Source organism: Dyadobacter sp. NIV53 (genome assembly GCF_019711195.1).
In the GTDB taxonomy this organism is placed as follows: domain Bacteria; phylum Bacteroidota; class Bacteroidia; order Cytophagales; family Spirosomataceae; genus Dyadobacter.
Genome location: NZ_CP081299.1, coordinates 1,078,595 through 1,092,633 on the forward strand (window position 1 = coordinate 1,078,595; position 14,039 = coordinate 1,092,633).

11 protein-coding genes are annotated in these 14,039 nt (G+C 40.1%); 3 read left to right on the forward strand and 8 right to left on the reverse strand.

Translation table 11 applies throughout. From position 1 onward, the window contains the following. Positions 1–69: 69 nt before the first annotated feature. Entirely contained in the window at positions 70–345 is a 276-nt protein-coding gene (locus KZC02_RS04240) for a CPCC family cysteine-rich protein (protein ID WP_221392974.1), read from the reverse strand. A gap of 140 nt (positions 346–485) precedes the next feature. Continuing rightward, positions 486–1,448 (reverse strand): hypothetical protein, encoded by a 963-nt coding sequence (locus KZC02_RS04245; RefSeq protein ID WP_221392975.1) that lies wholly within the window; start codon positions 1,446–1,448, stop codon positions 486–488. Positions 1,449–1,792: 344 nt separating this feature from the next. Between KZC02_RS04245 and KZC02_RS04250 the strand changes: the two genes are divergently transcribed. Then, on the forward strand, positions 1,793–2,746 hold the full coding sequence (locus tag KZC02_RS04250; RefSeq protein ID WP_221392976.1) for an MBL fold metallo-hydrolase: 954 nt from the start codon (positions 1,793–1,795) through the stop codon (positions 2,744–2,746). Positions 2,747–2,913: 167 nt separating this feature from the next. Here KZC02_RS04250 and KZC02_RS04255 read toward each other — a convergent pair whose 3' ends face one another. Continuing rightward, complete coding sequence (locus tag KZC02_RS04255; protein ID WP_221392977.1) at positions 2,914–3,468, reverse strand: VOC family protein; 555 nt, start codon at positions 3,466–3,468, stop codon at positions 2,914–2,916. 79 nt (positions 3,469–3,547) lie between these two features. Further along, complete coding sequence (locus KZC02_RS04260) at positions 3,548–6,145, reverse strand: outer membrane protein assembly factor (protein ID WP_221392978.1); 2,598 nt, start codon at positions 6,143–6,145, stop codon at positions 3,548–3,550. 252 nt (positions 6,146–6,397) lie between these two features. Between KZC02_RS04260 and KZC02_RS04265 the strand changes: the two genes are divergently transcribed. Then, positions 6,398–7,123 (forward strand): phosphatase PAP2 family protein, encoded by a 726-nt coding sequence (locus KZC02_RS04265; RefSeq protein ID WP_229253987.1) that lies wholly within the window; start codon positions 6,398–6,400, stop codon positions 7,121–7,123. 47 nt (positions 7,124–7,170) lie between these two features. On the opposite strand, the gene KZC02_RS04270 is transcribed toward KZC02_RS04265, so the two are convergent. Next, positions 7,171–8,028, reverse strand: a complete 858-nt coding sequence (locus KZC02_RS04270; protein WP_221392980.1) for an alpha/beta fold hydrolase — start codon at positions 8,026–8,028, stop codon at positions 7,171–7,173. 164 nt (positions 8,029–8,192) lie between these two features. Continuing rightward, positions 8,193–8,867 carry a hypothetical protein gene (locus KZC02_RS04275; RefSeq protein WP_221392981.1) on the reverse strand — a complete coding sequence of 225 codons (675 nt, stop codon included), beginning with the start codon at positions 8,865–8,867 and terminating at the stop codon, positions 8,193–8,195. A gap of 739 nt (positions 8,868–9,606) precedes the next feature. Here KZC02_RS04275 and KZC02_RS04280 point away from each other — a divergent pair. Then, complete coding sequence (locus KZC02_RS04280) at positions 9,607–10,005, forward strand: NUDIX domain-containing protein (RefSeq protein WP_221392982.1); 399 nt, start codon at positions 9,607–9,609, stop codon at positions 10,003–10,005. A 6-nt stretch (positions 10,006–10,011) separates the two neighbouring features. Here the strand turns inward: KZC02_RS04280 and KZC02_RS04285 are convergent, their stop codons facing one another. Together KZC02_RS04285 and KZC02_RS04290 are read right to left on the reverse strand one after the other, a co-directional pair. Next, entirely contained in the window at positions 10,012–10,758 is a 747-nt protein-coding gene (locus KZC02_RS04285; protein WP_221392983.1) for a LytTR family DNA-binding domain-containing protein, read from the reverse strand. Between the two features lie 97 nt (positions 10,759–10,855). Then, on the reverse strand, positions 10,856–13,858 hold the full coding sequence (locus KZC02_RS04290; protein WP_221392984.1) for a sensor histidine kinase: 3,003 nt from the start codon (positions 13,856–13,858) through the stop codon (positions 10,856–10,858). Positions 13,859–14,039 lie beyond the last annotated feature (181 nt).

A 14,039-nucleotide genomic window follows, 5' to 3' on the forward strand; every position in this document is an offset into this window, starting at 1 on the left:
ATATTGAAGCATCTACAAAACGTAAGTTTTTGAAACTCTGTGAAGCACTGAACTAAAATTTTATTAGTACTATTTTATTCTTTTCCAATTATCGTCCCGCTGTTCATCCTTAAACGGCTTCCTTACATTTTTAATCATTTCCAGCTCACAAGCACCAAATTCAGCAAAGTTTTTCTGTCCTTGTTTCAGGGAAACCCTGTTTGCCCCACCCTCATAATTAGGATCGTCAGCTTGAATCGGGTCATCCTCCCAAAAACATACTTCGCAAATATCGTAATGCCCGTTTGGTATTTCTATAAATGTCTTATAACCACAACAAGGACATGTATATTTTTCGGTAATCATATTTTTTTAAAGGTTTTTTAGTCGTGTATCTATGAAAGCTTCCGCCTGTCAAAGTTTTTGCGTCAAGGCCATAGGAAAACTCTACCCATTCGTTGGCATTATTCAATAGTTCAAATGAAAATCCCGAAACTATAAATTTTTTATTCGTTTTCTGCCCGTTGTTTTTCAATTTGTAAGATATTGTTTTGAATGTCTTTCATAATGTTGTTTGCCCACCAGCTTGCATAAAAGTTAAAAGTTGTTGTTAGTTTAAAATTGCTATACAAATGAAGTCTGTTTGTCTTTTCATTAAGTTTTTCAAGTTCATAAGTACCGTTTAAAACGTCAAAATATTTTCCGCCAATAACAAGATGTTCATCCATTGTGGTCAAAGGAATTTCGTGAGGAAGTGCTTTTATCTTAAATGACATTTTCTTTTTATCAATATACTCAGTAACTGTTTCGTGAAAAACAAGCCCGTTTGTAAATATTGCCTCCCTATATGCCCCCACTCCCTCAAAATTAAGTTCGGCTTTTACTGGTCTCGGAAAGTTTAACAAATTTGTCAGCCAACCTTTATCCTGGTCTTCCCTAATTTCTCTTACTCTTGTTACATTACTCCAGATTTTGTCGGCAGGTGCATTAATGTCAATGTAAGTGTAAGCTTTATATGGAGTTGATTTTGCTCCAATATAGTTCTCAACAGGTGAAACCAACAATGGTAAAAGTGCAAGGATGGATACAATTATTTCGTTATCCCGCTTTTTTAATTTGAAATACCCACCAATAAGTCCACCAACGGAGGAAGCAAGTAAGAATATTGGTAATATCATCAACAAACAAGGCCAGCCTTCAATTGCAAAGGCAAGTGTTATAAAAAAGAATACAAAAATGGGTAGCCACGGTGTAAAAAACTTGTACGAGAATTTCTTTAATTTTTCTTCTTTTGAAAAATAAATTGTTAAAGCGCCAACAATAAAAGGTAAAATAAAGAGAAATGTTACTGACATCATATTAAAAACTCCATTCCATGTTGTCTCGCCAAAAACCAAGCGAAGTAATAGAGCATAAATTGTGGGTATTATAATAATTTTAAAAAACTTAATTAATTTCTGTTTTTTCATTTGTGAGGATTTGTGCAATTGTGTCCGACTTCAAAATAAACGAATCCGTATTTTTGGTGTAAGATAGGTCATTGTAAAACCAAAAATAAGCACAACCCGAATTTAGGAAAGTACATACTGACGATTCTTATCATAAATGGAATATCAATTTATTTCGGCAGAGGCGTGGTTCGGTGGCTCTTTTCAGCAACTTCTATTCCTTTTTGCAATTGCATTTATACTTTCTTCAATATAAAAAAGGCAACAATGTTTTGACGCGGGAACCGAAGTGTAAATAGTACGAATTCCTCGGATGGGATAAGGATATTTTCCGGTAAATTAGTATATACTAAATCTCTTCAGTTATGTCAAATAGTCGTAGAGCATTTATCCGAAAGTCCATTGTGCTGGCAACGGTTGGAATTAATTTGCCAGCCAGTTTTTGCAACAGAAAACTCATGAGCCGGAATAAAGATCGCCTTGTCCTTTTGGGAACGCAAGGAGGACCGTTTATCCGGTCATTCAAACAGACGCCTTCTTCGTCCCTTATTGTATATAAAGGTATTCCAATCGTCGTTGATACGGGTTATGGCGTTACACTTAAGCTCAGGGAAGCAGGTATTGAACTTCCAACATTAAGATACATATTCATTACGCATCACCACTCTGATCATAACCTTGAACTTGGGCCGTTGCTATACAACGCATGGCTTGCGGGCATGAAAGATACAATCCACGTATATGCCCCGGCTGGCATAAAAGAACTACTTGTACATTACTGGGAATCAAATCGATTTGATCTTGAAACCCGCATTCAAGACGAAGGCCGGCCTGATATACGGAAGCTTGTAACAGCCCATGTGCTTTCAGAAGGGGAAGTTTTAGCAAATTCCGGTTTTACAGTTGAGGCTTTAAGAAATATACATCCGCCAATTGAAAACAGTTTTGCCCTTAAATTCAAATTAGGCGGCACGATTGTTGTGTTTTCAGGAGACACAGCATATTTTCCGGCTCTTGCCAGATTTGCTTCTAATTCAGACTACCTGATTCATGAAGCCATGTTTGGTCCTGCGGTTGATGAAATGGTAAAAAGGAGGCCTAATGCATCAAAATTGAAAGCCAGTATACTCTCCCATCACACATTGGCAGAAGATGTAGGAAAAATTGCCAAACAAGCAAATGCAAAAAGACTTATTCTGAACCATTTCGTACCGCCCGATGATAAGACGCTTACCGACCAGGTTTGGATAGATGCAGTGAGAACTAATTTTTCGGGAGAAATTATCGTAGGTAAAGATTTGCTTGAATTTTTGTTTTAAGGCATCAGATTACGGAATGTTGGTCAGTATTCCCTTTTGTTCTTACTTTTTGTAAAATGGTTCTGGTGTTAGGTTAACCCCATTTTGCCACAGCACGTTAAACATTCTTTTGTGATTATCTTAACACTATCAGATATGTGATTCCAATTCATGTTATTCAGGCAGCATCAATTTCCAGCTTTCTTTTCAAAAAACTCTTTCTGGCTCATCAAAGCTTCGTCCAGTGATTTCTGAATATAAGCTATACCCGCAATGGCCTCCGGAGTCGATGCTTTTGCTCCAACTTCCTTGGGTTTCGTAAAGTCAATTTCTTCAATACGCTGATTGATCCACCAAAGGTTGCCGAATGGGTCCAGTATCCTGCAAACCTTTTCACCAAACCAAAGCGTAGTAATGTCAGTAACCGATTTTGCTCCCAATTGCAGCGCTTTTTGGTAAACCTTCTCAATATCTTCGACATACAAATTCAAGAAACTCGGAGTGGATGCCCAGCCTTCTCTTGAGTCGAAGAGCATAACCATCGCATTTCCTATTTTCACCACCACGTGGATAATTGCACCATCTTCATTTTTTATTCTGCTGTTTGGGATTTCCTCCGCATCAAATGCAGCCGTCAAAAAATCGATTAATTCTGCTGAAGAACGGGATATGATCCAGGGTGTTACGGATGTATAATTTTCCGGAACTGTTTTGATTTTCGTTGAACTATCGTTTTGCATCATTCTATTTTTTGATTGTTTCACAAAACTAATTTCGGCGTACGACAGCCTTATGTCAGGGGTATTAAATTTATTTTTCCACTTAGTTTAAACGTATCCCCAATGAGATATATGGGATTGCCCTTTCGTGTGAAAATCCGACTGCGGCTTCAAGGACCAGTAGTTGCGCCGGAATGACATAGATGCCGCCTCCATACCCAACATGTATTTTATTTGAAGTTTCGCCTGGCATCCATACCCTGCCAATATCATTAAAGCCGATAATACCAACTGAGCCTGGCAACAGATACGATCTGAAATCAAAAAGTTTTAACCTCATTTCGAGATCGTTATACAGCATGGTTTCACCTGTAAACCGGCCGGTGTTGAAACCGCGCAAGTTGTTTATCCCACCCAGTTTCACCTTTTGGAAGTATTCGGCATCGCCAAAAACGGCTGCCCCTCCCGTGCGGTTGCTGATGACCCAAACTGAATCATGATCCGGATTGAGCGTGAAGCCAAATTCTGAGGAAAGGTGTATGTATTTTTTGTGACTGCCTGCAATGCCCGTGTATCCGGCCAGAGTAGTATTCCAGTATATCCCTCCCGTACGAACAATTCCCTTGTTTCGGGTATCATAAAATGCATTAGTCAGCACGCCCGCGTAGCCCTTGTTTGTAAATACTTTTTCCGCAGGATTTTGCTCGTTATAAGCGCTAAGAAATTTGTCTTTATTATTTTCCTCGCCGCTGCTATAATACTGGCCAGCAACTCCGGCGCTAACCCGCCAGTTTTTAATGTCCCTGTAAAGTGATACATCGCTCGTAATGTAGTCGTAACGGTTACGGTAATAAGCGATTTTTTGTTTGCCTTCATTTACAAAAATGCTATTATTACCAATGCCAAAAAAATTGCTCACATTGTTAGGCCCTCTCGACTTAACATTGACCATCAGGTTGTTATCTCCAAACACTTTTTTAAAATCACCCATGTAAGTGATCAAAAACGATTTACGTGCAATGGAATAGTCCGCCAGCAGTTCGTGCCTGTATGCATAAGGTTCTTTGCGAAAACCATGTTTTTCATAAGAAAAACCTCCCATCAGTGATACGCCTTTGTCTACTCCATAGCTGCCCGTTGTCACGATCGCAAACCGGTCGTACCGGAAGCTATGTTTGTCGTAACTGTTTACCAATGTATCGTTTGACAATCGCAATAAAGCCTGTGAACGGTCAGGAAAACTGTTTTCCTCATCTTTACGGTCATAGATAAAAATCCGGTGTTTATTACGAAGCCCGCTGGCAACTGTAACGCTGTCATTTCCACTTCCGGCTATAATCCGGACTTTGATTGGCGACGCCTGTGTGCCGGTTACTGCAAACCGGTCGCTGTTATCGAAACCATACAAACGTACTTCTTTTGTTATTTCCGGATTGAATGTGCGCTGATAGGTTGGATGATCTATACTGCCATCCTTTTTCAATTTATCGACAGTTACCAGCAAACTGCCATCGTCATTATTCCGGATAACGAAATTATCATGTTTATCAGTAGCGGGTATCTCTACTTCCTTCGATATAAAACGGTAATATTCGAGGGCCTGGGTTTCCAGGGAATTTCTGCGTGATATGAATTTCGCAATGATCTCTTTGCCCGAAATGTGCACGACCGTATCCGGCATCCCGTTCACTGCGCTTGCAATCATTTCATCGGTCAGCGTTTTTTGTATAAAATTTATTTGTTCTTTCCAGTCGTTTTCATCCAGTTGGTTCAGGAAATATCTGTCAAATGACTGTGCCTGCAGATTCCAGCCTTTCATATCACGAATTTGATTTTCGTAAGGCTGAAATTTAGAACGCAGCCACTGATGGGAAACGAACCAGGGAAAAATACCGCTGGTTTTATAAAACACCTGGTCGCGGTCGCGTGGAACCGGAATGTATGTATCACGTTTCTTTTCCCTGATACGCTCCCAGCGCCATTGGTCTTCATGGCGGTCCCAGTCGCCTAATAACATATCGAGCAAACGCGCACGCAGCACCAGTTTTTCATCTACACTATTATCGTTGTCGTCGCGTATTTTTCGCTGAACGGACTCTGTATTGAAGGTTTTGTCCACATCGAGTGGTGCTCTTTCTTCAAACAGGAATACCTGTCCTGCAAAATCTTTACTGTATATACCAAGAGCAGGGTCTTCGGCTAAATAAACAATTTCAGGATTCGAATGCGGAATCCCCAAAGCCTGTGCCAAAGGCGGTACTGCAAGTGAGCTGAAAGGATGTGTGGCCGAAACCTGGTCCTTCAAAATATCACTTGCAATTGTTTTTTTTAGAGCGCCTGACAATTTTCGATCCGGATACTTTTGGAGCGTACGCAATACCCATTCCCTGCCTGATGGATCTTTTAATCGTAATGAACGGGTTTGCATGCCCCCGCCCAATTGTAAAATTTTTAAACCGCCTTTCTCCTTCGAAATATGTAAAACCCGCATTTTCACCGGAGCAGCCCATACGGCCCGGTTATGGCTTCCCAGAAAGAATCGGTGCAATGAGCTTATCTCATTATACTCCGGCCCAACTGCCATAGTGATACTGTCCTTTTCTACCGTTTGCTGCGCAAGTGCAGGTTTGACAATCAAAAAGGATATAACCAATAGGAATAGAAGGGAGTAATAAGATTTACCTGGCACGTTCAGATGCATGTTTTGTAATAATATTATCCAAAGATCAATGCTTTCCGTGAACATCAAAGTACCTGTGTCATTTTTCTTTGTTATACATAAGAAAAAAGCTTTCGAACCGTTGTTTCTGCCAATTGATTTTCCTGTATTTTAATATCAGGAAATTTGGCGGTTGCATAACGAATCCAGAAAAAATCCAGAATTAGTAATTAGGTTTATTTTTTTATCAGTTCAATTCGCATGTATAGCAGTAGTTTTAATAAATCAGTTTCCTTGTCTTTCATACCATTTTCTGTCTCCAAAGTTTTGCCGCTTTCCAGACTTGCATTTTTGCTTTTCTTTCTGGCCTCTTTTTCTACTTTTAGCCAGCAGCAAGACTCTGTTGCTGTTAATCGCCCTCTTGAGTTTAAACCCAATAAACTATATGTTCCAGGCATTCTACTTGGTACAGGAACGCTGACCTCGCTCTTTTTTAAGGAACAGATCAAATATAAAATCGCCGAACAGCGAAACAAACATTTTGGCAATTTTCAAACCAGTCTGGATGATTATCTGGAATATGCATCGTTGCCCATTGCCTATGGCCTGGATGTTTTTGGGGTTAAATCAAAAAATGATTTTTTAAACAAAACGGCAATACTTATAAAAGGGGAAATTTTGTTTTATGCCTCCACCAATCTTCTCAAGATAGCTTCACATGAATTAAGGCCGGATGGAAGTGACCACAGATCATTTCCCTCCGGACATACAGCCCAGGCCTTCGCAACGGCGACATTTTTAGCTGAAGAATATAAAGAACGGCTTCCATGGATACCCTATGCAGCATACACTATGGCCGGAACGACCGGGCTTTTGCGGATTGCGAATAATAAGCACTATATCGGAGATGTGCTTTTTGGTGCAGGCCTGGGTTTGTTATCGATGAAAACTGCCTATTGGACCCACCGTTATAAGTGGGGTAAAAACAAGAAAAGAGATCTTTCAACACTTCCTTACTAACCGTAATGCCTGATAATAATCCGTCTTAAAAGTGTTGTTACATCAGTTTAAATAAGCCATATTTTCCGTTTTGAAAATGACAAAATCTCTCTGTACACATCAAGTATGACATGCCCTGCATTTGGAATTATCCTGCTTTCCAGATTCTCTAAGTGGCTTGTTAACCTTTTGCTGATTGCCTCACAGTCTCTTACAACATCATCCTCCCCTCCGATTAACAATACCGGCATGTCCAGTTTTTCCAGTTCTTTGTCTTTAAACAAGTACTCTTGGTCTGTCCTTGGCCTGCAATTGGTCAGGATCAAATCCATGTAACCCAATATCTGTATTTGAACTATCTGTTTTCCAAGAACGATCCGGTTTATTTTCTTTAAACCTGGTTCGCCGAATAACGAATACAGTAACGCCCTGAAAATGAATGACTTTTTTGTGGGGACAATTCCTGCTGGTGTTAATAATATCAATGCTTCAACGGATTCGGGATAACAAGTTGCAAATCGCAGTGCAACCCAGCCGCCTTGTGATAACCCAAGTAAGGTTACATTTCTGATGTTTAAAGCTTCAAGAACATCCGAAAGCCAGTTGGCATGTTCTAATGTTTTATAAGACAAATGATTGGGATTACTCTTACCTGGTTCGCCGGGAATATCAACGGCATAAACCATAAAATCCCTTGCAAACTGCCGCGCCTGTCCGAGCCAGAAACTTGAATTGGAACTGGCACCATGCAAAAGTACCAACGCCGGTGCACCTAATTTACCAAAAGCTAGCACAAAGGTTTCTCCGTACCTGGTTTGTACGATCTCCTCCTGATAAGGGACCGGCCAATTAGCTAACAATGCATCGTAGGCCATGGCTATTTGCTCTTCGGCCTTCATTGATTTATATATAGATTTTTTTGACATCACAGGATTTTTTGAAATTAGGCAAGAGATTATAATTAGCGTTGTCATTCATACCGGTGAAATGGATAGTTTATTCCCACTGATGTTTGAATGAAGAATGACAGACAGCTGCCAATATTTTTTCATGGCAACTGTCGGTTCTATATAAAATACCATTGTACCAATTATTTTTTGGCGTGAAAAGTATAGCCAATAGTGACATTAGCCAGAAGTCCTTTTGTAGCCGGAAAGCCCTGCGGAGCCGCTTTATATACTTCTGTTTGGTTGGAGACTTTATTAAAATAAGTCAGCTTATCGTTATCTAATGAACTCCATACATTCGGCCAGTAACGAACACTCGGCATGATCAGCACACCCGCCAATCCGTTATCCTGATTCCGGAATGGATAATATTTATAATATGCTCCAAGCCCGAGGGTTACTGTGCGGTACTTAGCAATTGGCCCCGTTTTTTGTTCCATTTTAGCGTCATAATTAACTTCGTAAAAATGGATTTTTGGTTCAAAACGAATGTCAAAAGCCGGTGTAATCCGATAGCCGACACCGATACCTAATGTGGATGTGAGCTTTTCAGCAAGATGCTGGCGCTGCGCAACCAGGGAAGCGGAATTGCCTTTAAAATGGAGGTTGAAACCATGTGAATAATCGAACACCATACGTTTGGTCGTGTATTCGCCCTGTACGTTAAAACCACCAAGCAATAACTGGCTGACGCCTCCGCCTAATGTAAATCGGTTGGAGTAAGGGAACGAAGCGGTTTTTGACTTTTGAGCTGATACATTGGACATCAGATTGAATGTCATCATGGTTGTTAAAAGGATTGTTAGAACCGTTTTCATAGCTTTTGAAATTTTATAGTTTAGTTTAATTTTTAGGAATACACTCGCAATTTTTACACTTTACGAATTCAGGGAGATAATTTTCTCTGTCGTTTAGATAGGAATCCGGACTGCATTTTACAGTCAATTGTCTTTTGCAAAAACAGAAAGACAGAACCCTATTACAGGGAATGAAAAGGCATCGGGCCAATCGTGGTGCAGAGAAGCAATGGTAAGAAAGCGCGTTACTAATATGCGTTGTGATTGAAGTACACTTGGCAAGTGACACTACAAGCAGAGGCAAAATCCAGTCTGATCAGAAGTCCGAACAGGAACATAACGAGAAGTAGTATACATTTCATAACCAGATAGTTAGTTTAGTAAATAAGTATGAATCAAAACTAACACATCCCATTACGACTGGTATAAGATGTTGAGTAAAAGGGGATTTGGTTTAGTAGCTGGTGGTTTTTGTGAGTGTTTTGTAATGCGATTATTTCTTATTCGCTACTTTCGCCATCGGATTAATAAGGAAAACTGTAAAACATTTGGATATTTGAGGCTTTCATAAAACTTATCCGGCAGATGAAGTAGTTATTCATCAAATTAATAGCTCAATAATTGCGCCATTCACATGTCCATGTAATCAAACATGTTTTTGAGCAATTGATAAATAATAGAATTGGGAATTGGAGGTAATTCTAAATTCAAATCAATAATAAATCATTAATAAAATTGAAATCATAAAACCTTGATAAAAGTGAAGATAATTGACAAACTGGCCTGGATACTGATTAAGGACAAATCCATTCTTTCGACCAAATCTTATGGAAAGGATAAATATTACATACCGGGAGGTAAAAGAGAAAATGGGGAAACAGATGAAATGGCGTTGTGTCGGGAAATAAAAGAAGAACTAAACGTCAATTTAAAAACGGACACCTTTGAATTTGTTGGTGAATTTCAGGCGCAGGCACACGGACATCCGGATGGAGTTCTGGTTAAAATGACTTGCTACATGGCTGAATATACTGGGCAACTTAAAGCTTATTCAGAAATTGAAGATGTTAAATGGTTGAATTTTTCTGACAAGGATAAAATTTCGGAAGTGGACCATTTGATTTTTGACTACCTGAAAAGTAAACAATTACTCAGCTGATTCCACTTAAAACCGCGCAAACATCTCCATAAATTCCTGCCGCCTTGAACGGGAAATACTGATTGCCACTTCATTATCCATTACGACATAACCACCGTCCCCTCTCACAAATTTTTTGATACGGTTGAGGTTGATGAGAAAAGAATTGTGAACCCTGAAAAAATCAGGGCCGCTCAGTGCTTCGTCGATGTCTTTTAGTACTTTGGAAACCACCATTTTTTTGCCGTTTGCCAACATCACACTCGTGTAATTACTTTCCGCTTCGCAATAAAGAATATCCTGTGTCGTGACAAATATCATCCCGTCGCTAGTCGTGAGTGCAATCCGCGAAGGTGTTGATTTTGTTTGCGTTACACTTTGGAATAGCAGTTGGAGCTGTTCGCTGGAAGGAATTGTTTTTTTCTCTTCAATTCTCCGCACGGTTTCTATCAGATCATCCGGATCAACGGGTTTTAGCAGGTAATTTAACGCGCTGTATTTAAAGGCTTTAATAGCAAATTTGTCATAAGCAGTGGTAAAAACGACGTCGAAAAACAACCTGTCGAATTTTTCAAGCATGTCAAATCCATTCATCCGCGGCATCTCAATATCAAGGAAAACCACATCCGGCCTGTATGTATGAATGGCCTCAATTCCTTTTTCGGCTGAATTACACATCGCGGCAATCTGAACAGAAGGTGCGTAGGTTTTTAACAACCATTCCATCATTTCAAGGCAGTTGTTCTCATCATCAATAATTATGCATTTTATCATGGTCAGGGATGTTTTTGGGTTTGTAGAATTCGACTTTTAACACCGACTATCCGGATTGTGTATGTTCAAATATAACTTGCTGACAATTTGTAATTCGTTACACCGGAATGACAATAACAACCCTTGTACCTGCCGCCTCACCGCTGTCATCTACCAGATCCTGAATTTTAACACTTGCGTTTGTTTTGCTGTCCTGGTTCAAAATGGCAATCCGGTCTTCTGTCAGTTTCATTCCCAGCGACTTTTTATTCATGGCCGACTTGCTCCTGTATTCCATCGCTTTTGCGCGGCCAATGCCATCGTCTTCAATAATACATTGCAAGACATTTTCACCCTGCATACTGATCTGAACCAATAAACTGCCGTTCGTTTCCTTGTGAAGCAGGCCATGCCATATCGCATTTTCGACATAGGGCTGTATAATCAGCGAGGGCACTTCGATAGAATCCGGATATACATTTTCATCCAGAATAATCCGGTAATCAAACTTATTGTCGAACCGGACACCTTCCATTTCAATATATAACTTTAACGCTTCCAGCTCATTGGAAAGCAGCACGTTTTTACTGTTCGAATTATCGAGGATCAAACGGATCAGTTTGGAAAACCTGGTGAGGTAGAGTGAAGCAGTGGCATTATCGTTTTTCACAATATACCGGTTGATCGAATTGAGGCAGTTGAAAATGAAATGCGGATTCATTTGGGCACGCAAAGCCCTCATTTCCATTTCGTTGAATTTTTCCCTGAGCGCAGTTTGTTTCCTGATAATTGTCACTCGTTTTTTGAAAATCCAGTAAGCAAGTGCTCCCGCAGCAATAACACACAAAATTATAAACCAGGCCCGTTGCCAGAATGGCGGTGAGATCACGAATTTAAAGCGTTTCCCGGTTTCATACCATTTTACGCCATCCAGGCTTGCCGCTACGGTAAAAACGTATTCGTTTGGTGAAAGTGAAGAAAAACGTACTTTGTTATTACGCCCGTTCATTTGCCAGCCATTATCTAGTCCAATGAGTTGATAACGGTAAATAAGCTTTTGTGCATTTCCAAAATACGGTGTCACAAATTGAAATTCTACCGAGTTTTGTTTCCAGTTCAGCTGCGTTGTTTCTGCTCCAGAAATAAACGATGAATCATCCTGATTGATGGTAACGCCGGAAATGATCACGTTCAGTTTTTCTTCCCTTGTCTTTATTTTTTCCGGATTGAAATAATTCAAGCCATTCAGTCCGCCCAGATATACATTCCCGTCTTTTGATTCGAGTAAACTATGTGCATTAAATCGTTTATTCTGGACATTATCCCAGCCGTCAAACCATTCAAGTTTCTTAGTTTTTTCATCAAAACGATATAAACCATTGTCGGCTCCAATCCAGATTTTGCCTTTTTTATCCTCAAATAAAATAGCGATCGTCTGATTGCGCAACTGAGGAAATAGCGACTTTTTTCTTAGCACATTTTTAGTTCTTACTACCTCAAATAACCCAACTGAACCACACCAAACCGTGGAATCGTTTCTGATTAGCAGTGAAGAAACCAGCTTGCCCGGAAGGAACTGGTCATCATAAAGCTGTGTCCTGAAACCTTTATCAACATAAAGCAGCCCGTTGTAAGAACCCATCCAAAGGTTTCCGCTTTTTTCCTGCACGGCGGTCTGGATATTATTGACTGATCCCTTAAATATTTTTTCACTGACTTCGTAGGTGTCCTTTTCCAGTACATAACACGACTCCTCGCCGAGTATCAGCTGGTCACCGTTCTGCATTGTCAGTAAGCCGGAAATTAAGTCTTTTTCAAGTTTTTTTCGCAGATAAATCCCCTTATTCCCGACAGGAAATACCATTCTTTTAAAGGTTTCAAGTTCAGGAATAAAAATCACCGGTTCCCCGACCGATGCGCCAACTACCAGGTTTTTTCCATCAAAAACCAGGCTCCGCACCCACGGATGTTTGAAAGTATTGGGCATGGCTGCATTGGCATAAATCGTTTTGACTTCTCCCGTTTTGAAATTCATTTTGGTAAAACCGCCGGCAGTTCCAAGCCATATATTACCATTCTTGTCTTCGGTAATCGCGTGAATATTATTGTTCCATTTTTTTCCGGCACCAGCATAACCGCGAAGCCAGCCAATATTATGTTCACGCGGCCTGAAAAAGGCAATTCCCTCTTCACACAAAATCCAAAGCGTACTGTCCCGGTCGTAATAGTCCGTATAGGTTTCTTCGTTAGGCAATTTCTTGCCGGAATGATATAGGATTGCCTTACTGAATATTTTTGAATTGCGGTTGTATTTATAACATCCCTGTCTCGTATTAACCAGATAGTTGTTGTTCCCAAGTGGTGTGATGCTTTTCATATCGACCACAGGCAAACCGGCAACCGGAGTAACGGATTCAGTCCTGAAATTCACTTCATACGTTATCAGCATGCTATTCGTCACCCATGCAACGTCATCCGAAAACGGTGTAACTGTTCTCACATTTTCAAAAGGCACAACTCTGGTCGTGTTCTTTTTAGCATCATAAAGAAAAATTGTATGTACATCCGCCAGGTACATCTGATAATTTCTGCGACTAAAAATCCGCCTGTAAAACTGGATTTTGGGACTTAATCCAGGGATGAAATAATGCTTGAATTTGTCATCATGAGCTTCGTACAAATACAAACCTTTCCTGGCATTCGCCCAGATCCGGTTGTCCGGAGTAACCTGCAACTTGTTGAATTTATTAGGTGGCCCTGCGTCCGGTGGCCCGACACGCAGCGGGTCAGCACCGGGTGACTCAACCCTTGCTCTTCTAAAATCAACATAATTATTTACATATTTTTTAATGCCCAGTTCAGTGGTGACCCATATCGTTCCGGAAGAATCAGTGGTGATATCCAGAAAATCCTCATCGTCAGTTTCAATTTTTTTGACATTCTGCCCATCAAACCGTTGCAGGTTACGTGCCGAGAGCAGCCATAAAAATCCCTGCTTATCCCTGATTATACCAGTAATATTTCCTGTTTGAATGCCGTTTCTTTCGTCCAGAAGCTGCACATGAAAATCGGGAAGCTGTGCCATAATGTTACTGTACTTCCAGATAAATAAAAGTAGCATCAGTAGCTTAACTATTTTAAAAATATCGTGCATGAAAGCGTTCGTATTAAGTCCGAAAGGATTTGCATTTTAACTTTCAAGTTCCTCAATTTCAATTAAATATACTTACTTCATTATGTAAATTGTATGGTTTTTTAGTAAAAGGCAAGAAATGGTGTGTGGTTGGCTGGCATGCTAATTG

What these genes read in the sequence shown, in the direction of transcription:
- KZC02_RS04245 (WP_221392975.1), bottom strand. Translation starts at nt 1,448, where the DNA reads ATGAAAAAACAGAAATTAATTAAGTTTTTTAAAATTATTATAATACCC.
- KZC02_RS04290 (WP_221392984.1), bottom strand. Translation starts at nt 13,858, where the DNA reads ATGCTACTTTTATTTATCTGGAAGTACAGTAACATTATGGCACAGCTT.
- KZC02_RS04275 (WP_221392981.1), bottom strand. Translation starts at nt 8,867, where the DNA reads ATGAAAACGGTTCTAACAATCCTTTTAACAACCATGATGACATTCAAT.
- KZC02_RS04240 (WP_221392974.1), bottom strand. Translation starts at nt 345, where the DNA reads ATGATTACCGAAAAATATACATGTCCTTGTTGTGGTTATAAGACATTT.
- KZC02_RS04255 (WP_221392977.1), bottom strand. Translation starts at nt 3,468, where the DNA reads ATGATGCAAAACGATAGTTCAACGAAAATCAAAACAGTTCCGGAAAAT.
- KZC02_RS04260 (WP_221392978.1), bottom strand. Translation starts at nt 6,145, where the DNA reads ATGCATCTGAACGTGCCAGGTAAATCTTATTACTCCCTTCTATTCCTA.
- KZC02_RS04285 (WP_221392983.1), bottom strand. Translation starts at nt 10,758, where the DNA reads ATGATAAAATGCATAATTATTGATGATGAGAACAACTGCCTTGAAATG.
- KZC02_RS04270 (WP_221392980.1), bottom strand. Translation starts at nt 8,028, where the DNA reads ATGTCAAAAAAATCTATATATAAATCAATGAAGGCCGAAGAGCAAATA.
- KZC02_RS04250 (WP_221392976.1), top strand. Translation starts at nt 1,793, where the DNA reads ATGTCAAATAGTCGTAGAGCATTTATCCGAAAGTCCATTGTGCTGGCA.